The 24003-nt window shown below is 72.1% G+C and carries 19 protein-coding genes; 17 read left to right on the top strand and 2 right to left on the bottom strand.

What is annotated here, in order from left to right; all coding sequences use genetic code 11:
• Window positions 1-181: 181 nt before the first annotated feature.
• From ACFY01_RS33170 to ACFY01_RS33110, 13 genes are all read left to right on the top strand, one after another.
• A complete protein-coding gene (locus tag ACFY01_RS33170) occupies window positions 182-316 on the top strand; it encodes a hypothetical protein (protein ID WP_390739459.1) in 135 nt (44 codons plus the stop codon).
• Window positions 317-420: 104 nt separating this feature from the next.
• Complete coding sequence (locus ACFY01_RS33165; protein WP_390739458.1) at window positions 421-2553, top strand: ABC transporter ATP-binding protein; 2133 nt, start codon at window positions 421-423, stop codon at window positions 2551-2553.
• A 47-nt stretch (window positions 2554-2600) separates the two neighbouring features.
• Window positions 2601-3536: a DMT family transporter gene (locus ACFY01_RS33160; protein WP_390739457.1), complete on the top strand. Its 936-nt coding sequence runs from the start codon at window positions 2601-2603 to the stop codon at window positions 3534-3536.
• A 136-nt stretch (window positions 3537-3672) separates the two neighbouring features.
• On the top strand, window positions 3673-5376 hold the full coding sequence (locus ACFY01_RS33155; RefSeq protein ID WP_390739456.1) for an NAD-dependent malic enzyme: 1704 nt from the start codon (window positions 3673-3675) through the stop codon (window positions 5374-5376).
• 166 nt (window positions 5377-5542) lie between these two features.
• Window positions 5543-6337 carry a TIGR03084 family metal-binding protein gene (locus ACFY01_RS33150; RefSeq protein WP_390739455.1) on the top strand — a complete coding sequence of 265 codons (795 nt, stop codon included), beginning with the start codon at window positions 5543-5545 and terminating at the stop codon, window positions 6335-6337.
• Window positions 6334-8013, top strand: a complete 1680-nt coding sequence (locus tag ACFY01_RS33145; protein WP_390739454.1) for an acyclic terpene utilization AtuA family protein — start codon at window positions 6334-6336, stop codon at window positions 8011-8013. The genes ACFY01_RS33150 and ACFY01_RS33145 overlap by 4 nt, the downstream gene beginning before the upstream one ends.
• The gene (locus ACFY01_RS33140; RefSeq protein WP_390739453.1) at window positions 8010-9608 is read left to right on the top strand and encodes an acyl-CoA carboxylase subunit beta; all 1599 of its coding nucleotides are present in this window, start codon (window positions 8010-8012) and stop codon (window positions 9606-9608) included. Before ACFY01_RS33145 ends, ACFY01_RS33140 begins: the two co-directional genes overlap by 4 nt.
• A gap of 10 nt (window positions 9609-9618) precedes the next feature.
• A complete protein-coding gene (locus ACFY01_RS33135) occupies window positions 9619-11526 on the top strand; it encodes a biotin carboxylase N-terminal domain-containing protein (protein WP_390739452.1) in 1908 nt (635 codons plus the stop codon).
• Window positions 11523-12683: an acyl-CoA dehydrogenase family protein gene (locus tag ACFY01_RS33130; protein ID WP_390739451.1), complete on the top strand. Its 1161-nt coding sequence runs from the start codon at window positions 11523-11525 to the stop codon at window positions 12681-12683. The genes ACFY01_RS33135 and ACFY01_RS33130 overlap by 4 nt, the downstream gene beginning before the upstream one ends.
• A 24-nt stretch (window positions 12684-12707) precedes the next feature.
• Entirely contained in the window at window positions 12708-14321 is a 1614-nt protein-coding gene (locus tag ACFY01_RS33125) for a 4-coumarate--CoA ligase family protein (RefSeq protein WP_390739450.1), read from the top strand.
• Window positions 14318-15052 (top strand): enoyl-CoA hydratase family protein, encoded by a 735-nt coding sequence (locus tag ACFY01_RS33120; protein WP_390739449.1) that lies wholly within the window; start codon window positions 14318-14320, stop codon window positions 15050-15052. The genes ACFY01_RS33125 and ACFY01_RS33120 overlap by 4 nt, the downstream gene beginning before the upstream one ends.
• A complete protein-coding gene (locus ACFY01_RS33115) occupies window positions 15040-15675 on the top strand; it encodes a TetR/AcrR family transcriptional regulator (RefSeq protein WP_390739448.1) in 636 nt (211 codons plus the stop codon). The genes ACFY01_RS33120 and ACFY01_RS33115 overlap by 13 nt, the downstream gene beginning before the upstream one ends.
• A 199-nt stretch (window positions 15676-15874) precedes the next feature.
• Window positions 15875-16918: an isopenicillin N synthase family dioxygenase gene (locus ACFY01_RS33110; protein ID WP_390739447.1), complete on the top strand. Its 1044-nt coding sequence runs from the start codon at window positions 15875-15877 to the stop codon at window positions 16916-16918.
• 28 nt (window positions 16919-16946) lie between these two features.
• On the opposite strand, the gene ACFY01_RS33105 is transcribed toward ACFY01_RS33110, so the two are convergent.
• A complete protein-coding gene (locus ACFY01_RS33105) occupies window positions 16947-18047 on the bottom strand; it encodes a citrate synthase 2 (RefSeq protein ID WP_390739446.1) in 1101 nt (366 codons plus the stop codon).
• Window positions 18048-18266: 219 nt separating this feature from the next.
• On the opposite strand from ACFY01_RS33105, the gene pdxH reads away from it, so the two are divergent.
• The gene (gene pdxH, locus ACFY01_RS33100) at window positions 18267-18905 is read left to right on the top strand and encodes a pyridoxamine 5'-phosphate oxidase (protein WP_390739560.1); all 639 of its coding nucleotides are present in this window, start codon (window positions 18267-18269) and stop codon (window positions 18903-18905) included.
• Between the two features lie 507 nt (window positions 18906-19412).
• Window positions 19413-20834: a PAS domain-containing protein gene (locus ACFY01_RS33095; RefSeq protein ID WP_390739445.1), complete on the top strand. Its 1422-nt coding sequence runs from the start codon at window positions 19413-19415 to the stop codon at window positions 20832-20834.
• 22 nt (window positions 20835-20856) lie between these two features.
• On the opposite strand, the gene ACFY01_RS33090 is transcribed toward ACFY01_RS33095, so the two are convergent.
• A complete protein-coding gene (locus tag ACFY01_RS33090; protein WP_390739444.1) occupies window positions 20857-21612 on the bottom strand; it encodes an SIS domain-containing protein in 756 nt (251 codons plus the stop codon).
• Between the two features lie 228 nt (window positions 21613-21840).
• Between ACFY01_RS33090 and ACFY01_RS33085 the strand changes: the two genes are divergently transcribed.
• Together ACFY01_RS33085 and ACFY01_RS33080 are read left to right on the top strand one after the other, a co-directional pair.
• Window positions 21841-22533 carry a metal-dependent transcriptional regulator gene (locus tag ACFY01_RS33085; RefSeq protein ID WP_361442796.1) on the top strand — a complete coding sequence of 231 codons (693 nt, stop codon included), beginning with the start codon at window positions 21841-21843 and terminating at the stop codon, window positions 22531-22533.
• A gap of 546 nt (window positions 22534-23079) precedes the next feature.
• A complete protein-coding gene (locus ACFY01_RS33080) occupies window positions 23080-23955 on the top strand; it encodes an alpha/beta fold hydrolase (protein ID WP_390739443.1) in 876 nt (291 codons plus the stop codon).
• The last annotated feature ends 48 nt before the right edge of the window (window positions 23956-24003 follow it).

The raw sequence follows: 24003 nt of genomic DNA, 5'->3' as shown, positions 1-24003 counted from the left end.
CGGGCTTCCCCAAGCGGCTCCCAGGTTCACAAAGCAACTCCAAGGTTCTCCCAGGGAGTTCACAGCCCTCCTTTGCCATTTTTGCCGTTCCGGCGCATGAGAAGTGTGTAAGTTTCTCGGTGTCGGGTTCCGGAAACGGAATTCAACACCTCACGTACAGCGCGACATGAAGGAGTCGGAAATGAGCCTCAAGAAGCTCGCCCCGCTGCCCCCGAAGCCGAAGTCGAAGCAGCTGCCTCCCCCGCCGAAGCCGAAGCCCAAGAAGAAGCACGCGCCGGCTCCCGCCCCCAAGCCGCTGCCCGGCCAGGACCGCTGAACCGGCTGATCGAGCGATAAAGAAAAAGGGGTCGATGGTGCACCGTCGGCCCCTTTTCTTCATTCCGGGAATTCTGGAGACGAAAAGCGGAGAAGGGACGGGAAATGAACCTGGACGAGGATGACGGCGAGGAGTACGAATACGAGGACACGCCCACCATTCCCGCCCGTGCCGCATTCCGCCGTTTCTGGCCGCTGACCAGAGGCCTGCGCCGTTGGCTCCTGGTTGTCTGGATCTGCACCGTGCTCGCCGCGCTGGCCGAGACCGAGGCCATCCTGCTGTTCGGCGACCTCACCGACAACGCCCTGGAGAAGGGGTCGCTGGGCGCGTTCTGGTCCCCGGCGGTCAAGTGGCTGGGCATCGCGGCGGTCGGCGCGGCCGTCGCGTACGCGGGCAACTCCCTCGCCGCCTGGGCGACCGAGCGCTTCGTCATGCGACTGCGCGAGCACGTCTTCGACCACGTACAGCAACTGCCCCCGCACTTCTTCCAGCGGCACCGCCAGGGCGATCTGCTCTCCCGTCTGACCAGCGACGTCGAGGCGATCGAGACGATGGTCGTGTCGGGCCTCGTGGGCGCCGCCTCCGCCGCCTTCTCCGCCCTGTTCTACGCGGTCGCCGCGTTCTGGCTGCGCTGGGACCTGGCCGCCGCCACCTTCGTCCTCGCCCCCCTCTTCTGGCTGGCGGCCCGCCGCTTCTCCGGCTCCATCAAGGACGTCTCCCGCGAGGGCCGGGTCGCCGACGGCGCGATCACCTCGGTCGTCGAGGAGTCCCTCGGCAACATCGTGCTCACCCAGGCCTACGACCGCCGGGACGCGGAGCGCCGCCGCCTGAGCGAGGAGGCGAACGCCTGGTTCCGCGCCTCGGTCCGCTCGACCCGGCTGAACGAGGCGTACGAGCAACTGGTGCAGGTCATCGAGACGGTCTGCGTCCTCGCCGTGATCGGCATCGGCGCCTGGGAGATCTCCACCGGCCGCATGACCCTCGGCCAGCTCCTCGCCTTCTCCGCGTTCCTCGGCTACCTCTACCCGCCGGTGCGCGGCCTGGCCCAGCTCGGCCTCACCGTCACGGCGGCCACGGCGGGCGCCGAACGGCTCATCGAGATCCTGGACGTGCGGCCGGCGGTCACCGACCCCAGGCACGGCGGCCCGGAGACCGGCCGCCCCGACGGCACGGTCGAGGTGCGGAACGTGTACTTCGGCTACCCCGGCACGGAGAAGCCCGCCCTGAAGGACCTCTCCTTCACGGTCAGCCCCGGCGAGCTGGTGATCATCACCGGCCCGAGCGGCGCCGGCAAGTCCACGGTCTCCAAGCTCCTCCTCCGCTTCTACGACCCGGACGCGGGCGACCTGCTCCTCGACGGCGTGCCGCTGCGCGACTTCCCGCTGGCCCGTCTGCGCGAGTACGTCACCCTGCTCCCCCAGGAGACCCTGGTCCTGCACGACACCGTCCGCGCGAACATCGCCTGCGGCCGGCCCGGCGCCAGCGACCAGGCGATCGAGGAGGCGGCGAAGGCGGCCGACGCCCACGACTTCATCGTCCGGCTCCCCGAGGGCTACGACACCAAGGTCGACCCGAACTCGGCCCGCCTCTCCGGCGGCCAGCTCCAGCGCCTGGCGATCGCCCGCGCCATCCTGCGCGACGCGCCGGTCCTGGTGCTGGACGAGCCCACGACGGGCCTGGACGCGATGGCGGCCCGCCGTGTCGTCAAGCCCCTGCGCCGTCTGATGAGCGGCCGTACGACGATCATGATCACCCACGACCTCAACCTAGCCCCCGACGCCGACCGCATCCTCGTCGTGGACCGGGGCCGCATCGTGGAGACCGGCCGGCACGAGGACCTGCTCGCGCGGGGCGGGGCGTACGCCCGACTGCACCGCTCGCAGAACAACGCGGTGATGGACACCGGGGAGCTGCGCCTGCCGCTGTCCTTCGAGACCGGTCAGGGGACGTACGTACAGGACGCGCCCGCCCAGGGGAACGGGGGGAACGGTTACGGCGCGTACGGCGCGTACGGCGCCGCGGCGGGGGCCTGGCCCGAGCCCGCGTATGCGAACGGGTACGAGCACGGGTACTACGGGTACGAGCAGGGCCGCGGGCACGGATCTGTGTACGGCAACTCGGAAGGCCACCCGTACGGCGCCGACCCCTACGCCCCCGTCCCCACCGCCCTCCCTGACGGACGCCCCCTGTTCCGCGACGAGACAGTCTATTACCCTGGACCTGAAAGTACATCGTGATGAACGATCAGGGTCGCCTCTGATCCGAACCAGCCCCAGGACCGCCCGTGAGCACCTCCCGCGCCGCCACTCCCTCGTCCCCACCCGTCGTCTCCGGGTCCGGTGGCGGTGGCCCCCGCCGGTCCGGTTCGCTCGGGCCGGTCGGGCTGGTGCTGGCCGGAGGCGTCTCCGTGCAGTTCGGCGCCGCCGTCGCCGTGACCCTGATGCCCCGGGCCGGCGCGCTCGGCGTGGTGACGCTGCGGCTGCTCGCGGCGGCGCTGGTCCTGCTGATCGTCTGCCGCCCCCGGTTGCGGGGCCACTCGCGCACCGACTGGGGCACGGTGATCGTCTTCGGCATCACGATGGGTGCGATGAACGGCCTCTTCTACGAGGCGGTGGCCCGCATCCCGCTGGGCGCCGCCGTCACCCTCGAGGTCCTCGGCCCCCTCACCCTCTCCGTCCTGGCGTCCCGCCGCGCCGTCAACGCGGTCTGGGCCGGTCTGGCCCTCCTCGGCGTGTTCCTCCTCGGCGGCGGAGGCTTCGGCGACCTCGACCTGGTGGGCGTCGCCTTCGCGCTGGGCGCGGGGTCGATGTGGGCGGCGTACATCGTCTTCAGCGCGCGTACGGGCCGCCGCTTCCCGCAGGCGGACGGGCTGGCGCTGGCCATGGCGGTGGCGGCGCTGCTGTTCCTGCCGCTGGGCGTCGCCGAGTCGGGCGGCAAGCTCCTCGACCCGGTGACGCTCGGCCTGGGCTCGGCGGTCGCGGTCCTCTCCTCCGTCCTCCCGTACACCCTCGAACTCCTCGCCCTGCGCCGCCTCCCCGCCTCCACCTTCGCCATCCTCATGAGCCTGGAACCGGCCATCGCCGCGACGGCCGGCTTCCTGATCCTCGACCAGGCCCTCGCCCCCCTCCAGGCACTCGCCATCGCCCTGGTCGTCGCGGCGAGCATGGGCGCGGTACGCACGCAGGTGGGGCGGCGCGAGACGGTGGCGCCGGACGCCTGAACGGCCGCGGGCGCCTGAACGGCCGCGGGCGCCGGGGCGGGCTCGCACGCGGTCCGTCACACTCCTGATTGGGACAGAGCTGGACGGAAAGGCGACAAGGACAGCCACCGGCGCAAACCTTCCGGCAGGAGGCCCCATGACGTCCGAACGGGACACCACACACAAGCCTCTGAAGATCACGGCCCGCGGCAGGGCCGTCCTCAGTGACCCGCGGCTCAACCGGGGCACCGCGTTCACCGAGGAGGAACGCCGGGCCCTGGACCTGGTCGGACTGGTGCCGCCACACGTGCTCACCCAGGACGAGCAGGCCGACCGCGCCTACGCCCAGTTCCGCGAGCAGCCGGACGACCTCGCCCGGAGCGTCAACCTGACCGCCCTGCACGACCGCAACGAGGTGCTGTTCTACCGGCTCGTCAGCGACCACCTCGAGGAGATGCTGCCCATCGTCTACACCCCGACCGTGGGCACGGCCATCAAGCGCTACAGCTACGAGTACCGGCGCCCGCGAGGGGTGTACCTGTCCGTCGACGCGCCCGACGACATCGAGCGCTCGCTGCGGGCCGCGGGCCTCGGCGCCGACGACGTCGACCTGATCGTCGCCACCGACGGCGAGGCCATCCTGGGCATCGGCGACTGGGGCGTCGGCGGCATCGACATCGCCGTCGGCAAGCTCGCCGTCTACACGGCCGCCGTCGGCGTCGACCCGCGCCGCACCCTGGCCGTCATGCTCGACGTCGGCACCAACCGCCAGGAGCTCCTCGACGACCCCCTCTACCTCGGCAACCGGCATCCCCGCGTCGACCGCGACACCTACGACGCCTTCATCGACGCCTACGTCACCACCGCCACCAAGCTCTTCCCCCGGGCCCTGCTGCACTGGGAGGACTTCGGCCCCGCCAACGCCCGCCGCATCCTCAACCACTACCGCGACCACGTCTTCACCTTCAACGACGACATCCAGGGCACCGGCGCCGTCAATCTCGCCGCCGTCCTCTCCGGCGCCAAGGCCAGCGGCATGCCCCTGCGCGAGCACCGCATCGTCGTCTTCGGCGCGGGCAGCGCGGGCATCGGCATCGCCGACCAGCTCCACGACGCCCTGGTCTCGGAGGGCCTGTCGGCGGACGAGGCCACCGCCCGCTTCTGGTGCGTCGACCGCTACGGCCTGCTCACCGACGACCAGGGCGACAAGCTCCGCGACTTCCAGGTGCCCTTCGCCCGCCCCGCCGACGAGGTCTCCGACTGGCGGCGCGACGACGACCTGCCCGGCATCCCGCTGGACGAGGTCGTCCGCCGGGTCCGCCCCACCATCCTCGTCGGCACCTCCGGCCAGGGCGGCGCCTTCACCGAGACCGTCGTCCGCGAGATGGCCCGGCACACGGACCGCCCGATCATCCTCCCGCTCTCCAACCCGACCGACCTGTCCGAGGCCGAGCCCGCCGACCTCCTCGCCTGGACCGACGGCAAGGCCCTCGTCGCCACGGGCAGCCCCTTCGACCCGGTGGAACACGGCGGCACGACGTATCACATCGGACAGGCCAACAACGCCCTCGTCTTCCCCGGCCTCGGCCTCGGCGCGATCGTCGCCCAGGCCTCCCACGTCACCGACCGCATGCTGCGGGCGGCGGCGGACGCGGTCGCGCGGCAGACGGACGTGACCGACCCGGGCGCGCCCGTACTCCCTCCCGTCCGCGACCTGCGCGCCACCTCCACGGCGGTCGCCGCCGCGGTGGCCACGGCCGCGGCGGAGGACGACGTCGCCCGGGCCGACCTGAAGGACGTGGAAGCGGCCGTGCGCGAGGTGATGTGGGCGCCGGTCTATCCGCCGGTCGAGGCGGTGTGACAGAGGACAGAGGACAGAGGACAGAGGACAGAGGACGGAAGACGGGGAACGGGGGCGGCGACGGCGAACGTGTCGAGTCGTCGGGCCTCCGGGCCTCCGGGCCGTCGGATAACAAATTCATGCAAGCACGCTTGATTGTTTCCACCGCCACTGCCATGCTCCCCGCATGGCCGACCCGACGCCCGTGATCGATGATCTGTGTGCCGAGAGCGACGAACTCGACCGGCTGGTAGCCGAGTTGGAGCCCGAACAGTGGGCCCTCGCCACCCCGGCGCCCCCCTGGACCGTCGCCCACCAGATCGCCCACCTCGCCTGGACCGACCACTCCTCCCTGCTCGCCGTGACCGATCAGGACGCCTTCGCCCGCGAGGTCGAGAAGGCGCTGGCCGAGCCCGGGGACTTCGTGGACAACGGGGCGGAGGACGGGGCCGCCAAGCCCCCCGCGCAGCTGCTCGCGGACTGGCGGGCCGGGCGCGAGGCCCTGGCGGAGGCGCTGCGCGCGGCGCCCGCGCGGGCGCGTTTCCCCTGGTACGGGCCCCCTATGTCGGTCGCCTCCATGGCCACCGCCCGTCTGATGGAGACCTGGGCGCACGGCCTGGACATCGCGGACGCGCTGGGCGTGTCGCGCGCCCCCACCGACCGGCTCCGGCACATCGTCCGCCTCGGCGTCCGCACCCGTGACTTCGCCTTCGGCGTGCACGGACTGCCCGCGCCGTTCGAGGATTTCCGTGTCGAACTGACCGCGCCGTCCGGCGAGTTGTGGACGTACGGCCCCGAGGAGGCCACCGACCGCGTCACCGGGCCGGCCTTCGACTTCTGCCTCCTGGTCACCCAACGCGCGCACCGCACCGATCTGGCGCTGCGGGCCGTCGGCCCCGACGCCGACCGCTGGCTGGACATCGCCCAGGCCTTCGCGGGCCCGCCCGGCCCCGGCCGCACCCCGAAGGGCGGCACCGCGTGACCCTGCGCGTGGGCAACGCCTCCGGCTTCTACGGCGACCGCTTCGACGCCATGCGCGAGATGCTCACCGGCGGCGAACTCGACGTCCTCACCGGCGACTACCTCGCCGAGCTGACCATGCTCATCCTCGGCCGGGACCGCCTCAAGGACCCCGCCGCCGGTTACGCCCGCACGTTCCTGCGCCAGCTGGAGGAGTGCCTCGGTCTCGCCCACGAGCGCGGCGTCCGGATCGTCGCCAACGCGGGCGGGCTCAACCCCACCGGACTCGCCGATGCCGTACGGAAGCTGGCCGACCGCCTGGGCGTCCCCACCCGTGTAGCCCACGTCGAGGGCGACGACCTCAAGGGCCGGTATCCGGACAGCCTCGCCGCCCACGCCTACCTCGGCGGCTTCGGTATCGCCGCCTGCCTGCGGGAAGGCGCCGACGTCGTGGTCACCGGGCGGGTCACCGACGCGGCCCTCGTCACCGGGCCGGCCGCCGCCCACTTCGGCTGGCGGCCGGCCGACCACGACCGGCTCGCGGGCGCCGTCGTCGCCGGTCACATCCTGGAGTGCGGGGCGCAGGCCACCGGCGGCAACTACGCGTTCTTCGCCGGGTCCGGCCGGGACGTCCGCCGCCCCGGCTTCCCGCTCGCCGAGATCCACGAGGACGGCACCAGCGTCATCACCAAGCACCCCGGCACCGGCGGTTTCGTCGACGTCGGCACGGTCACCGCCCAGCTGCTGTACGAGACGGGCGGCGCCCGGTACGCCGGGCCCGACGTCACCGCCCGGCTGGACACCGTACGGCTCACCCAGGAGGGCCCGGACCGCGTCCGTGTCGAGGGAGTGCGCGGCGAGGCCCCGCCCCCGACGCTCAAGGTCGGCCGCAACCGGCTCGGCGGCTTCCGCAACGAGGTCGTCTTCGTGCTCACGGGACTCGACGTCGAGGCGAAGGCCGAGCTGGTGCGGGCGCAGATGACCGACGCGCTCGCCAAGTCCCCGCCCGCGGGCATCCGGTGGGAACTCGTCCGCACCGACCGCCCCGACGCCGACACCGAGGAGACGGCCGGCGCGCTGCTCCGGCTCGTCGTACGCGACCCGGACCAGGAGGTCGTGGGGCGGGCGCTCAGCGGAGCCGCCGTCGAGCTGGCGCTCGCGAGCTACCCCGGCTTCCATGTGCTCGCGCCACCCGGAAAGGGCTCGCCCTATGGAGTCTTCGAGGATGCGTACGTGCCCCAGACGGATGCCGACCATGTGGCCGTCCTCCACGACGGGCGCCGCGTCCCCGTGCTCCCGGCCCACGAAACCCGGGTACTCGACGACGTGCCGCAACCGCCCCTCCCGGCCCCCCTCCCGTCCGGCCCCACCCGACGCGCCCCCCTCGGCCTCGTCGCCGGCGCCCGCAGCGGTGACAAGGGCGGCAACGCCAACGTCGGCGTCTGGGTGCGCACGGACGAGGCCTGGCGGTGGCTCGCGCACACGCTGACGGTCGAGCGGTTCCGGGAGCTGATCCCGGAGAGCCGCGACCTGCCCGTCACCCGGCACGTCCTGCCCGACCTCCGCGCGCTCAACTTCGTCGTCGAGGGTCTCCTCGGCGAAGGGGTCGCCGCCCAGCACCGTTTCGATCCGCAGGCCAAGGCGCTCGGCGAGTGGTTGCGCTCCCGGCACCTGGACATCCCGGAGGCCCTCCTGTGACGGTCGTCCCGTCCGCCCTGGACACCCAGAGCCCCGACTACACGGCGAACCGCGAGGCCATGCTCGCCAAGCTCGCCGACCTGGACGCCGAGCACGCCAAGGCCCTCGCGGGCGGCGGCGAGAAGTACGTGCGGCGGCACCGCGAGCGGGGCAAGCTGCTCGCCCGGGAGCGGATCGAGCTGCTCCTCGACCCGGACACGCCGTTCCTGGAGCTGTCGCCGCTGGCGGCCTGGGGGAGTGAGTACGCCGTCGGCGCCTCCCTCGTCACCGGCATCGGGGTCGTCGCGGGCGTGGAGTGCCTGATCACCGCCAACGACCCGACCGTGCGCGGCGGCGCCAGCAACCCGTGGAGCCTGAAGAAGGCCCTGAGAGCCAACGACATCGCGCTCGCCAACCGGCTGCCCTGCATCAGCTTGGTCGAGTCCGGGGGCGCGGACCTGCCCTCCCAGAAGGAGATCTTCATCCCCGGGGGCGCGATCTTCCGGGACCTGACCCGGCTGTCGGCCGCCGGGATCCCGACCGTCGCCGTCGTCTTCGGCAACTCCACCGCCGGCGGTGCCTACATTCCGGGCATGTCCGACCACGTGATCATGGTCAGGGAGCGGGCGAAGGTCTTCCTGGGCGGGCCGCCGCTGGTGAAGATGGCGACCGGGGAGGAGAGCGACGACGAGTCGCTGGGCGGCGCCGAGATGCACGCGCGCGTGTCGGGCCTCGCGGACTACTTCGCCGTCGACGAGCAGGACGCCCTGCGGCAGGCCCGGCGGGTCGTGGCCCGGCTCAACCACCACAAGGCCCACCCCGACCCCGGCCCCGCCGAGCCGCCCAAGTACGACCCCGAGGAACTCCTCGGGATCGTCCCGGGCGACCTCAAGACCCCCTTCGACCCGCGCGAGGTCATCGCCCGGCTCGTCGACGCCTCCGACTTCGACGAGTTCAAACCGCTGTACGGGACCAGCCTCACGACCGGCTGGGCGGCCCTGCACGGCTACCCGGTGGGGATCCTGGCCAACGCGCAGGGCGTGCTGTTCAGCGAGGAGTCGCAGAAGGCGGCCCAGTTCATCCAGCTCGCCAACCAGCGGGACATCCCCCTCCTCTTCCTGCACAACACCACCGGCTACATGGTCGGCCGGGAGTACGAACAGGGCGGGATCATCAAGCACGGCTCGATGATGATCAACGCGGTCAGCAACTCCCGGGTGCCGCACCTGTCCGTCCTCATGGGCGCCTCCTACGGTGCCGGGCACTACGGCATGTGCGGGCGCGCCTACGACCCCCGTTTCCTGTTCGCATGGCCCAGCGCCAAGTCGGCCGTGATGGGTCCGCAGCAGCTCGCGGGCGTGCTGTCGATCGTCGCCCGCCAGTCGGCCGTCGCGAAGGGCCAGCCCTACGACGAGGACGCGGACGCCGCGCTGCGCGCCATGGTGGAGCAGCAGATCGAGTCCGAGTCGCTGCCGATGTTCCTGTCCGGGCGGCTGTACGACGACGGCGTCATCGACCCCCGCGACACCCGCACCGTCCTCGGCCTGTGCCTGTCCGCGATCCACACGGCCGCCTACGAGGGGGCGCGGGGTGGATTCGGCGTCTTCCGGATGTGAGGGACCACAAGTGATCACTTCTGTGCTCGTCGCCAACCGGGGCGAGATCGCCTGCCGTGTGTTCCGCACCTGCCGTGAGTTGGGAATCCGGACGGTCGCCGTGCACTCGGACCCCGACGAGAACGCCCTCCACGCGCGCGTGGCCGACACGGCCGTACGGCTGCCGGGCGCGGCGCCCGCCGAGACGTATCTGCGTGGCGACCTGATCGTGAAGGCCGCCGTCGCGGCCGGCGCCGACGCCGTGCACCCGGGCTACGGCTTCCTCTCCGAGAACGCCGACTTCGCGCGTGCCGTCCTGGACGCGGGCCTGGTGTGGATCGGGCCGCCGCCGCAGGCCATCGAGGCGATGGCGTCCAAGACGCGCGCCAAGGAGCTCATGGGCCTCGCGCCCCTCGGCGAGGTCACCGAGGCCGACCTGCCGGTGCTGGTCAAGGCCGCGGCGGGCGGCGGCGGGCGCGGGATGCGGGTCGTGCGGCGGCTCGCCGACCTGGACGCCGAACTGGCCGCCGCGCGCGCGGAGGCGGCGAGCGCCTTCGGCGACGGCGAGGTCTTCGTCGAGACGTACGTGGAGAACGGGCGGCACGTCGAGGTGCAGATCCTCGCCGACACCCACGGCACGGTGTGGACACTCGGCACGCGAGACTGCTCCCTCCAGCGCCGCCACCAGAAGGTGATCGAGGAGGCCCCGGCACCGGGTTTGAATTCCCGACTCACCGGTGAGCTGTACGAGATGGCGGTGCGCGTCGCCCGCTCCGTGTCCTACGTCGGCGCCGGGACCGTCGAGTTCCTGGTCGCCGACGGCAAGGCCCACTTCCTGGAGATGAACACCCGCCTCCAGGTCGAGCACCCCGTCACCGAGGCCGTGTTCGGCGTCGACCTCGTCGCCCTCCAGATCCGCGTCGCCGAGGGCCACGCCCTGGAGACCGAGCCGCCCCCCGCGCGCGGCCACGCCGTCGAGGCCCGCCTCTACGCCGAGGACCCCGCCCGCGACTGGGCCCCGCAGACCGGCACCCTGCACCGCCTCGCCGTACCCGAGGGCGTCCGCCTCGACACCGGTTACGCCGACGGCGACACGATCGGCGTCCACTACGACCCGATGCTCGCCAAGCTCGTCACCCACGCCCCCACGCGCGCGGAGGCGATCCGCGCCCTCGCCGGCGCCCTGGACCGGGCGACGGTCCACGGCCCGGTCACCAACCGCGACCTCCTCGCCCGCTCCCTGCGGCACGAGGAGTTCACCACGGGCCGCATGGACACCGGCTTCTACGACCGCCACCGCACCGCCCTCACCCCGCCCACCGCCGACCCGTACGCCCCCCTGGCCGCCGCCCTCGCCGACGCCCACGGCCGCTCCCGCTTCGGCGGCTGGCGCAACCTGCCCTCGCAGCCGCAGACCAAGCGCTACCTGATGGCGGGCGAGGAGCACGAGGTCCGCTACCGGCACACACGGGAGGGCCTGACCGCGGACGGGGTCCGGGTCGTGCACGCGGACGCCCGTCTCGTCGTACTCGAAGTGGACGGCGTACGCAGGAAGTTCGAGGTGGCCCGCTACGGCGACCAGGTCCACGTGGGCGCCACCGCCCTCACCGCCCTGCCCCGTTTCCCCGACCCCACCGCCCACCACGCCCCCGGCTCCCTCCTCGCCCCCATGCCCGGCACGGTCGTCCGCGTCGCCGAAGGACTCACCGAGGGGGCCGCCGTAACGGCCGGAGACCCGCTGATCTGGCTGGAGGCGATGAAGATGCAGCACCGCATCGCGGCACCGGCCACCGGCACGCTCACCGCCCTGCACGCCGTGCCCGGACAGCAGGTGGAGGTCGGCGCGTTGCTCGCCGTCGTACAGGCCGTAGAGGTCGCCCGGGCCACACAGGTCGCACAGGCCACGAAGGTCGCACAGGAGGAGGTTCAGGACAGTTGACTACCACCCTGGAAACCGAGGAGCAGGGCGCCCTGCGCGCCGCCGTCGCCACCCTCGGCAAGCGTTACGGCCGCGACTACATCACCCGCGTCGTCGCCGGGGGCGGCCACCCCGAGGAACTCTGGTCGGAGGCCGCCAAACTCGGCTACCTCGGGGTCAACCTCCCCGAGGAGTACGGCGGCGGAGGCGGCGGCATCACCGAACTCTCCATCATCCTGGAGGAACTCGGCGCCGCCGGCTGCCCCCTCCTCATGCTCGTCGTCTCCCCGGCCATCTGCGGAAACGTCATCGCCCGCTTCGGCACCGACGAACAGAAACGGACCTGGCTGCCCGGCATCGCCGACGGCACCCGGCTCATGGCCTTCGGCATCACCGAACCCGACGCCGGATCCAACTCCCACCGCATCACCACCACCGCCCGCCGCGACGGCACCGACTGGCTGCTCACCGGCCGCAAGGTCTTCATCTCCGGCGTAGACAGGGCGGACGCCGTCCTGATCGTCGGCCGCACCGAAGACGCCCGCACCGGGAGCCTCAAACCCTGCCTGTTCATCGTCCCGCGCGACGCCGAAGGCTTCACCCGCCGGCCCATCGACATGGAGCTGACCGCCGCCGAGAAGCAGTTCGAGCTCGTCATGGACGACGTACGGCTGCCCGCCGAGGCACTCGTCGGCGACGAGGACGCCGGGCTGCTCCAGCTGTTCGCCGGACTCAACCCCGAACGGATCATGACGGCGGCGTTCGCGATCGGCATGGGCCGCTACGCGCTGGCCCGCGCCGTCGAGTACGCCCGCGAACGCACCGTCTGGAAAGCCCCCATCGGCGCCCACCAGGCCATCGCCCACCCCCTCGCCCAGGCGCACATCGACCTGGAACTGGCCCGCCTGATGATGCAGAAGGCCGCCCACCTCTACGACACCGGGGACGACGCCGGCGCCGGCGAGGCCGCCAACATGGCCAAGTACGCGGCGGGCGAGGCGTGCGTGAAGGCCGTGGACCAGTCCGTCCACACCCTCGGCGGGAACGGCCTCACCCGGGAATTCGGCCTCGCCTCCCTGATAACCGCCGCACGCGTGGCTCGTATTGCCCCGGTGAGCCGGGAGATGATTCTCAACTACGTCTCCCACCAGACCCTGGGCCTGCCCAAGTCGTACTGACTCGGCACGGCGCGAGGAGGAACCATGTTCCGCAGCGAGTACGCAGACACCCCGGCCGTCGAACTCCCCATCCACGAAGCAGTCCTGGGCCGCGCCGCCGAGTTCGGCGGCCTGCCCGCCCTCGTCGACGGCACCGACGGCACCACCCTCACCTACGAACAGCTCGACCGGTTCCACCGCCGCCTCGCCGCCGCCCTCGCAGACGCCGGGGTACGCAAGGGCGACGTCCTCGCCCTGCACAGCCCCAACACCATCGCCTTCCCGACCGCCTTCTACGCCGCCACGCGCGCGGGAGCCACCGTCACCACCGTGCACCCGCTCGCCACGGCCGAGGAGTTCGCCAAACAGCTGCGGGACTGCGCCGCCCGCTGGATCATCACCGTCTCACCGCTGCTGGAGACCGCCCGCCGGGCCGCCGAACTCGCCGGCGGAGTCGAGGAGATATTCGTCTGCGACACCGCGAGCGGACACCGCTCGCTCATCGACATGCTCGCCACGACCGCCCCCGAACCGGCCGTCGACATCGACCCCGCCGAGGACGTCGCCGCCCTGCCCTACTCCTCCGGCACCACCGGCGTCCCCAAGGGCGTGATGCTCACCCACCGGCAGATCGCCACCAACCTCGCCCAGCTCGAACCCGCCGTCCCCGCCGGACCCGGCGACCGCATCCTCGCCGTACTGCCCTTCTTCCACATCTACGGCCTGACCGCGCTGATGAACGCGCCCCTGCGCCAGGGCGCCACCGTCGTCGTCCTGCCCCGCTTCGAACTGGAGAGCTTCCTCGCGGCCGTCCAGACCCACCGCATCACCGGCCTGTACGTGGCCCCGCCGATCGTGCTCGCCCTGGCCAAGCACCCGGCCGTCGCCCGCTACGACCTGTCGTCGCTGAAGTACGTCATCAGCGCCGCCGCACCCCTGGACGCGGACCTGGCCGCCGCCTGCTCCGAGCGTCTGGGCCTGCCCCCGGTCGGCCAGGCCTACGGCATGACGGAACTCTCCCCGGGCACCCACGTCGTCCCCCTGGACGCCATGCGCGACGCGCCCCCCGGCACCGTCGGCAGGCTCATCGCCGGCACCGAGATGCGCATCGTCTCCCTCGACGACCCCGACAAGGACCTCGGCATCGGCGAACCCGGCGAGATCCTCATCCGCGGACCCCAGGTCATGAAGGGCTACCTCGGCCGGCCCGACGCCACCGCCGCGATGATCGACCGCGACGGCTGGCTGCACACCGGCGACGTCGGACACACCGACACCGACGGCTGGCTGTTCGTCGTCGACCGCGTGAAGGAACTCATCAAGTACAAGGGCTTCCAGGTCGCCCCGGCCGAACTCGAAGCCCTCCTCCTCACCCACCCCGGGATCGCGGACGCGGCCGTCGTCGGCGCCCACAACGACGAGGGCAACGAAATCCCGCACGCCCACGTCGTCCGCCAGCCCACCGCACCCGACCTCACCGAGGGCGAAGTGATGATGTACGTCGCCGAACGCGTCGCTCCCTACAAACGCGTCCGCCGCGTCACCTTCATCGAAGGAGTCCCCCGGGCCGCCTCGGGCAAGATCCTCCGCCGCCAGCTGCGGGAGCTCCCGGACCCCCGGGAACCCCAGGACCTCAGGGAACTCACGGAGGAAGCATGACGTCGATCGGACGCACGCACGCGCGTGGCATCGAGACACTCAGCCTCGACTCGACGGACACCCGCAACGCCCTGTCCGCCGCGCTCGTCGGCGAACTCGCCGACGCCCTCACCGACTGCGCCAAGGACACCGACGTACGGGCCGTCGTCCTCACCCACACCGGCACCACCTTCTGCGCGGGCGCCGACCTGCGCGACCCACCCCACCCCGACGCCCTGGTCGCCCTGCTCCGGCAGATCCTCGAACTCCGCAAACCCGTCCTCGCCCGGATCACCGGACACGTCCGCGCCGGCGGCCTCGGCCTGCTCGCCGCCTGCGACATCGCCGCCGCCTCCACCCGGTCCGACTTCGCCTTCACCGAAGTACGCATCGGAGTCGCCCCCGCCGTCATCTCCCTCACCGTCCTGCCCCGCACCGACCCACGCGCCCTCGCCCGCCACTACCTCACCGGCGAACGCTTCGACGCGGCGGAAGCCGTACGGCTCGGCCTGCTGACCGCGGCCGGCGACGACGTCGACGGCGTACTGGAACCCGTCCTGGACGGCCTGCGCCGTTCCTCCCCACAAGGCCTCACCGAGACGAAACAGCTGCTCACAGCTAGGGTGCTGGAAACCTTCGACCGGGACGCGGCCGACCTCACCGCGCTCTCGGCCCGGCTGTTCTCCTCCCCGCAGGCCCGCGAGGGGATGACGGCCTTCCTGGAACGACGGGATCCCTCATGGGCTCTGTGAGCACAGACGAACAACAAACCGGAACGCAAACCGAACGTACCGCCGAACGCGTCCCGAAACAGGACCGCAGCCGGGCCACCCGGCAGCGGCTCCTCCAGGCCGCCGTGGCCTGTCTCGCCGAACACGGCTGGGCGGGCTCCACGGTCGCCGCCGTCGCCGAACGCGCCGGCGTCTCCCGAGGCGCCGCCCAGCACCACTTCCGCACCCGCGAGGACCTCTTCACCGCCGCCGTCGAATACGTCGCCGAAGAACGCTCCACCGCCCTGCGCGCCCTCTTCCCCGAAGGCGCCACCGACCGCCGCGCCGTCGTCTGTGCCCTCGTCGACCTCTACACCGGCCCCCTCTTCCGCGCCGCCCTCCACCTCTGGGTCGCGGCCTGTGACGAGGACCAGCTCCGCCCCCGCGTCACCGAACTCGAAACCCGCGTCGGCCGCGAGACCCACCGCATCGCCGTGGACCTCCTGGGCGCCGACGAATCCCGCCCCGGCGTCCGGGAAACCGTCCAGGGCCTCCTCGACATGGCCCGCGGCCTGGGCCTCGCCAACCTCCTCACCGACGACCGGGGGCGACGGGAACGGGTGGTGGCGCAGTGGGCGGAGATCCTGGACGAGGCACTGGGCTGACCACGCAGTACCCTGTCCGCATGCTTCCGATGCTCGTCCGACGCCGGCACGTGGACTACGTGCGCGTCACGAGCATGGGCTGTCGGCGTTCCGCCTGAACCCGGACCCTGAGACAGCCCCCTTCACCCTTCCCACGGCACCGGGGCTCCGCCCTACCCCGGCGGCCGCCCGTGCCCCCGTACACCCCGCGGACACACTCATGACGCACACCGTGACGCGCACGGCGGCGAACCCGTCGTCCTACGCGCAACTCCCCATCATCGATCTCTCGGCCGCCGACCGCGGCCCCCAGGCCCGGAAACTGCTCCACGCGCAGCTGCACAGCGCCGCGCACGACGTGGGCTTCTTCCAGCTCATCGGGCACGGCGTGACCCGGGCCGAGACCGACGCGCTGACCACCGCGATGCGGGCCTTCTTCGCGCTGCCGGAGGCCGACCGCCTCGCCCTGGACAACGTCCGCTCCCCGCACTTCCGGGGCTACACCCGCACCGGCGACGAGCGCACCGCCGGCGCCCGGGACTGGCGGGACCAGCTCGACATCGGGGCGGAGCGCCCGGCCCGGATCCCCGGGCCCGGTGAGCCCGCGTACTGGTGGCTCCAGGGGCCCAACCAGTGGCCCGCCGCCCTGCCCGAGCTGCGCACCGCCGCCCTGGCCTGGATCGAGAAGCTGAGCGGTGTCGCACAGCGGCTGCTGCACGAACTGCTCACCGCGATCGGCGCGCCCGCGGACTTCTACGACCCGGTCTTCGGCGAACGGGCGCACCCGCACCTCAAGCTCGTCCGCTACCCGGGCAGCGCGGGCGACGGCACCGACCAGGGTGTCGGCGCGCACAAGGACTACGGCTTCCTGACCCTGCTGTTGCAGGACACGGTCGGCGGGCTACAGGTGCAGCGCGAGGACGGGCTGTTCCACGACGTGCCGCCGCTGGAGGACGCCTTCGTGGTCAACCTGGGCGAGCTGCTGGAGGTCGCCACCAACGGCTACCTGATCGCCACCAACCACCGCGTCGTCAGCCCGCCCCACGCGACCGAACGTTTCTCGGTGCCGTTCTTCTACAACCCGAGCCTGGACGCGCGCGTGGAGCCGCTGCCCTTCCCGCACGCCTCCAGCGCGCCCGGCATCACCGACGACCCGGCCAACCCGCTGTTCGCCGAGTACGGCTACAACGAGCTGAAGGGCAAGCTCCGCGCCCACCCGCTGGTCGCCGAACGGCATCACGCGGAGCTGCTCAGCCCCGCGTGATGCCGCCGTGATGCCGGCCGGCCCGGCCTCAGTGCGCGATGGCCGCGTAGCCCTCGATCTCCTGGGGGCCGCGCGGGCCCGGGCCCACATAGCGCGCGGAGGGGCGCACGAGCCGTCCCGTGCGCTTCTGCTCAAGGATGTGCGCCGACCAGCCGGCCGTACGGGCACAGGTGAACATCGACGTGAACATGTGCGCCGGGACCTCGGCGAAGTCCAGGATGATCGCCGCCCAGAACTCCACGTTGGTGGCCAGCACCCGGTCCGGACGCCGGTTGTGCAGCTCCTCCAGGGCCGCCTTCTCCAGCGCTTCGGCGATCTCGAAGCGGGGCGCGCCCAGCTCGCGGGCGGTGCGGCGCAGCACGCGCGCGCGTGGGTCCTCGGCCCGGTAGACCCGGTGCCCGAAGCCCATCAGCCGCTCGCCACGGTCCAGGGCGTGCCGGACGTACGCCTCGGCGTCCCCGGTCCGCTCGATCTCCTCGATCATGTGCAGCACGCGGGAGGGCGCGCCGCCGTGCAGCGGCCCGGACATGGCGCCTACCGCGCCGGAGAGCGCGGCGGCCACGTCGGCGCCGGTGGAGGCGATGACGCGGGCGGTGAAGGTGGAGGCGTTCATGCCGTGCTCGGCGGCGGAGGTCCAGTAGGCGTCGACGGCGGCGACGTGCTTGGGGTCCGGCTCGCCGCGCCAGCGGATCATGAACCGCTCGACGACGGAGTGCGCCTTGTCGATCTCCCGCTGCGGCACCATGGGCAGCCCCTGGCCGCGCGCGGACTGGGCGACGTACGACAGGGCCATCACGGCGGCGCGGGCGAGGTCGTCGCGGGCCTGCCGCTCGTCGATGTCGAGGAGCGGTTTGAGGCCCCAGACGGGGGCGAGCATGGCGAGCGCGGACTGCACGTCGACGCGGATGTCACCGGAGTGCACGGGGATGGGGAAGGGTTCGGCGGGCGGCAGGCCGGGGTTGAAGGCGCCGTCGACGAGCAGCCCCCAGACGTTCCCGAACGAGACGTGGCCGACCAGGTCCTCGATGTCGACGCCCCGGTACCGCAGGGCGCCGCCCTCCTTGTCCGGTTCGGCGATCTCCGTCTCGAACGCGACGACTCCTTCGAGCCCGGGTACGAAGTCGGACATCAGGCGGCTCCTAGTGAGGTGTGCGTGAGGTCGGCGGTGCTCTGCGGCGCATGAGCCGTCACGGTTCCACGGTCCCACTCGCACGATATCGGTGAGTGCCACCAATGGGGAGACCGTACGGCACTGAGTGCCACACAACACGGTAGGTGGATACGGCAAGATGACCGCGTGACCGACCGTGACGTGACCGACCGTGACACTTTCCGTGACCCCGCCGCGATGCGCAAGCAGTACCGGGCGGAGGGTCTCGACGAGCACGAGCTGGCCCCGCACCCGATGGACCAGTTCACCCACTGGTTCGAGGACGCGGCGCGGGCGACCCTCCAGGGCACGCTGCACGAGCCGAACGCCATGGTCGTCTCCACCGCGGACGCCGCCGGTCGGCCCAGTTCACGTACGGTCCTGATGAAGCAGTACGACGTCCACGGCTTCGTCTTCTTCACCAACTACGACTCCCGCAAGGCCCGCGACCTCGCGGAGAACCCGCACGTCTCCCTGCTCTTCCCGTGGCACCCGATCGCCCGCCAGGTCATCGTCACCGGCACCGCCGTCCGTACCGGCCGCGACGAGACGGCCGCCTACTTCCGCACCCGCCCGCACGGCTCCCAGCTCGGCGCCTGGGCCAGCGCCCAGTCCTCGGTGATCGACTCCCGCGCCGAACTGGAAGCCTCCTACGCCGAGCTCGGCGACCGCTACCCCGAGGGCGAACAGGTCCCGGTCCCGCCGAACTGGGGCGGCTTCCGCGTCGCCCCGCGGTCGGTGGAGTTCTGGCAGGGCCGGGCGAACCGCCTGCACGACCGTCTGCGGTACGTTGCCGAGCCGGAGGGCGGCTGGCGGGTGGAGCGGCTCAGTCCCTGAGCCCCTGGGGGCCCGAAACGCAGGCGACCCGCGAGCTCGGGTCCCTCCGCCTTGCGGCGGGGGAGCCGGCCGGACGTACCGGCGAGCTCGCGGGTCGGGTGACTGCTTGGGATTGGCCGGCTGCACGCTTCTCACGTGCCGGTCCGGCACCGCACTTCATGTGGTGACGGGCCGCTAGCCCGCAGCCACCTCACGCGTCCGGTTGTCATACATCTGCCGAACCACCTCCCTTCTCGTGTGCTCCACACCCTAAGAACCGCTCGGCGCCCGATCAACCACTTTTTGCCGGCGGATCCCCGGATGAAGATCGAGACCGAGGCGTACGCGCGGACGAGTGGGACGAGTGGATCGGCCTTGGGGTGGGCACTCTCCCAGTGAGGGTTGATCTACAACGATTCCTTCAATCTTGTGGGAACCAAGTGTGCGCTGCGTCACGTTCGAGTTGAATGAAGGTGAGTGAGCGAACCTTCGTGCCGTAACCGCGGACACAGCCTGCAGGGGGTCCAGGTGAGTGCTTCCCGGCGTAGTGGGACCACCGATGAGCTGGGGCCCGGCGAGCCCGAGCGGGACGGATCCGATCTGCTTGCCGCGCTGCTGGACGGGATGGACGCGGCCCTGTGCGCTTTCGACGCGGACGGGGTCGTGACGCACTGGAACCGTGAGGCGGAGCGGATCCTGGGCTGGACGGCCGCCGAGGCGGTGGGGCGCAAGGGGTTCGCGGGCTGGGCGGTGCGCAGTGCCGATGCCGAGGAGGTCGAGGGGCGGCTGTTGTCGGCCATGCGGGCTCCGGGGCGGCAGGTGCACGAGTTCGCGTTGGTGACGAAGGACGGCGGGCGGGTCCTGGTGCGGACCCAGTCGGCTGCCGTGCGCGGACCGGACGGCAAGCCCGCGGGGGTGTACTGCGCGTTCAGCGAGGTGCACGCGCAGATCGATCTGGAGCGGTCCATCGCGTTGAGCGAGGCGTTGTTCGAGGACGCCTCGTGGGGGGTCGTGCTGGTCGACGCCGATCTCCGGCCCGCCGTGGTGAACGCGCACGCGGCGCGGGCGTTGGGGATCGGGCGTACGTCGGTGCTGGGACGGCCGATCGGGGAGCTGCTCTCGCAGGGCGTGGAGGAGCTGGAGGGCGCGCTCACGCATGTGCTGGCCGAGGGTGCGCCGCCGGCGCCCGCCGAGATGTGGGTGGGTGTGCGCACCGCGGAGGGCGAGCGGCGCAGGTGCTGGCGGAGCTGGTTCCTGAGGCTGGCGTCGCCGCTGGCGGAGGAGCCGGTGCCGCTCGGGGTGAGCTGGATGTTCCAGGACGTCACCGAGGCCAAGCAGGGTGAGCAGGAGGCGGCGCTGCTGCGCTTCCGCACCAATCAGCTGCACCGGGCGGCGCGGGCGGCGGCCGAGTGCGAGGACCCGGCGGAGGCGGCCACGGTCCATCTGGACTTCGCGCTGGCCGGGTTCGCCGACCATGCTCTGATCGACCGGGTCGCGGCTGCTCCGGCCGCGGAGGCGTCCGCGGAGGCGGAGGTGGAGGCGGAGGCGTCCGCGCGGGTGCGGTTGGTGCGGCTCGCGGCGACGCCGTCCGGGGCGCCGGGGCCCAGTCTGCTGACGGGGGCGGCCGGGTTGCCCGTGCGGTACGAGGAGGGGCATCCCGCCTTGCAGTGCGTGGAGCGCGCGGGGACCGTGCGGGCGGATGCCGGTGAGGTGCCGGCCGAGCGGAGCCGGGAGTGGGCGCTGGCCCGGCAGTGGCCCGCGGACAGTGTGCATTCGCTGTGCGCGGTGCTGCGCAGTCGGGGGCGGACGTTGGGTGTGGTGACGTTCCTGCGGGGGCGTGGCCGGAGTCGTTTCGAGCGCTCGGACGCGACGTACGCGGAGGATGTGGCGGTACGGATCGCGGCGGCGCTGGATCTGGCCGGGGTGACGGGGGCGGCGGCGCAGGAGTGAGCGCGGGCGGCCGCGACCGCTCTCAGCGCCGGTAGAAGATCCGGTCGCCGTACTGCGCCATGACCCGGCTGTTCCATTCGAGGCCGCCGTCGACGTTGCCGGAGCGCAGCAGCGGGGGTTCGACGCCCCGGTCGGCGAGGGTGGCGGCTGCCGTGGCCATGACCGCCTGGAGGAGGGCGGCGGTGACGACGGTGGAGGCGGGGGCGAAGGGCGCGGGGACGGTGTCGAGGGTGAGTTCGGCGTCGCCGACGGCGATCTTGGAGTCGAGGACGATGTCGCAGTGGTCCTTCAGGAAGGTTCCTGAGGTGTGCCGGGACTTGGTCCCGGTGGTGTAGGCGAGCGAGGTCACGCCGATGACGTTGACGCCGAGGGCGCGGGCGCCCGCCGCCATCTCGACGGGCAGGGCGTTGCGGCCGGAGAGCGAGATGATCACGAGGGTGTCGCCGGCGCGGAGGGGTGAGGTGTCCAGGACGGCGGCGGCGAGGCCGTCGACGCGTTCCAGGGCGGAGCCGAGGGTGGCGGGGGTGACGTCGACGCCGACGACGCCGGGGACCGCGAGCAGGTTCATCAGGGCGAGGCCGCCGGCGCGGTAGACGACGTCCTGTGCGGCGAGCGAGGAGTGGCCGGCGCCGAAGGCGAACAGACGGCCGCCCGCCTCGACGGTGTCGGCGAGGAGTGTTCCGGCGGCGGCGATGGCCTGCGGCTCCTCCTCCTTGACGCGGCGCAGCAGCCCGATGGCGGCGTCGAAGAACTGGTCGGCCGGCGTGCCGTCGGTCATGCGTTGCCCCTTCGCAGCGTCTGTGTCGCGGATCACCGTGCGGTCTGGACCAGTGTGCTGTCAATACGGCGTGGTGGCCCGCGGACGGCCTCGAGTACGCGTACTCGTCAGGGTGTGGGTTTCGGCGGCGCGGCACGGTTGTCAGTGGTATGCGTCAGAATTGAGTCCAGGGCCAGCGCACGCGCCGGTGAGCCGTGAGCTTCCGGCAGAAGCAATCGAGGGGCACGTATGTCCGGACTGATCGACACCACGGAGATGTATCTCCGCACCATCCTCGAGCTCGAGGAGGAAGGCGTGGTCCCGATGCGCGCCCGGATCGCCGAGCGGCTCGACCAGAGTGGGCCGACGGTGAGCCAGACGGTGGCGCGGATGGAGCGCGACGGTCTGGTGTCGGTGGCCAGCGACCGGCATCTGGAGCTGACCGACGAGGGGCGTCGGCTGGCCACGCGCGTGATGCGCAAGCACCGGCTCGCGGAGTGTCTGCTGGTCGATGTGATCGGCCTGGAGTGGGAGCAGGTGCACGCGGAGGCGTGTCGCTGGGAGCACGTGATGAGCGAGGCCGTGGAGCGTCGCGTGCTGGAGCTGCTGCGTCACCCGACCGAGTCGCCGTACGGCAATCCGATCCCGGGCCTGGAGGAGCTGGGCGAGAAGGACCATGCCGATCCGTTCCTGGACGAGGGCATGGTGTCGCTCGCCGATCTGGACGCGGGCGCGGACGGCAAGACGGTCGTGGTGCGCCGGATCGGCGAGCCCATCCAGACGGACGCGCAGCTGATGTACACGCTGCGCCGGGCGGGTGTGCAGCCGGGCTCGGTGGTGAGCGTCACGCAGGCGGCGGGTGGTGTGCTGGTCGGCAGTGGCGGTGAGGCGGCCGAGCTGGAGGCGGATGTGGCGTCCCATGTTTTCGTGGCGAAGCGCTGATCTGCCGTAGCTGGTCTGCCGTAACCGGTCTGCTGTGGCCGGTCTGCTGGGGTCTTTCGCCGGATGCCGGGTGCCGGTTCGCCGGTAAGCGCTGGTCCGCCGGAGGCGGCCGGTCGTCCTGGAGTGCTGATCGGCCGGGCGGTAAGCGCTGATCCGTCCGGAAGCGGCCGGTCCGGTGGGTGGTGTCGAGGCCGTCTGTGCCGAATCGCAGCGCGCGGACCGTTCGCGTGCCAGGCTGTGCCGCGAGGCATATGACCTGAGGGGGCGGGGAGCATGCGGCCGCAGACAAGGGGATGGCCCCGGCGCCGTCTGGCGCCGGGGCCGGTCCTCCCCTGTGCTGACCCGGAGCCCCGAGCTCTCAGGGTCATTCCCCGCGGACCGGTTTCCCCGAGCGGTCCGCCCCCCGCTGAGAAGATCCCCTGGGCGGCGGCGATCATTCCTTGAGGGGTGTCACTCGATAGAGGGGTGTTGACCGCAGAGACGGAATTTTCGAATAGCTATTCGATAGTGTGCGGGTGTCCGAGCGGAGCTAGGGGGGCCAGACCCATGGCACGGCGCATCGATGTGACGGGAGCGGGCGGTGTACGGCTCGCCGCCTGGGAGTTCGCGGACCCTCCCAAGGGCGACCCGGCCTCAGCGGATTCCGACCGTACCCAGCCCGGCGTGCTGTTACTGCACGGCCTGATGGGCCGCGCCTCGCACTGGGCGTCCACCGCCCGCTGGCTCTCCGAGCGACATCGCGCCGTCGCGCTCGACCAGCGCGGCCACGGCCAGAGCGAGAAACCCCCACAGGCCGCCTACACCCGCGACGCGTACACCGAGGACGCCGAGGCCGCCGTCGAGCAGCTCGGTCTCGCGCCCGCCGTCCTCATCGGCCACGCCATGGGCGCGCTCACCGCCTGGCAGCTCGCCGCCAAGCGCCCCGATCTGGTGCGCGGCCTGATCATCTGCGACATGCGGGCCTCCGCGCTCGGCGCGGCCTCGCAGCGCGAGTGGGCCGACTGGTTCAGGTCCTGGCCCGTCCCCTTCGCCACGCTCGCCGACGTACGCAAGTGGTTCGGCGAGGACGACCCCTGGGTGGAAAGGCCGAACCCCCGCCGGGGGGCGTTCTACGCGGAGGTCATGCACGAGACGCCGGACGGCTGGCGGCCGGTCTTCGAGCCCGAGCAGATGCTCAAGTCCCGCGAGACCTGGGTGTACGACGCCCACTGGGAGGAGCTCGCACAGGTCCAGTGCCCCGCGCTGGTGGTGCGCGGGCTCGACGGGGAGCTGGGGCGCGCGGAGGCGCAGGAGATGGTCCGGGTGCTGCCGCGCGGGAAGTACGCGGAGGTCGCGGACGCGGGGCATCTCGTCCACCATGACCGGCCGGAGGCTTGGCGGGGGGCGATCGAGCCGTTTCTTGATGCGGTGCTCGGGGTTTGAGGGCCCATTCGTCTGCGTGGTGCTGTCGCATGGCGAGTGCCGGTGCGT

The sequence above is a fragment of the Streptomyces sp. NPDC001480 genome, from assembly GCF_042894725.1.
Lineage (GTDB): Bacteria > Actinomycetota > Actinomycetes > Streptomycetales > Streptomycetaceae > Streptomyces.
The sequence above is the reverse complement of the archived record's forward strand: the minus strand, read 5'-3'. Positions and strand labels throughout refer to the sequence as shown.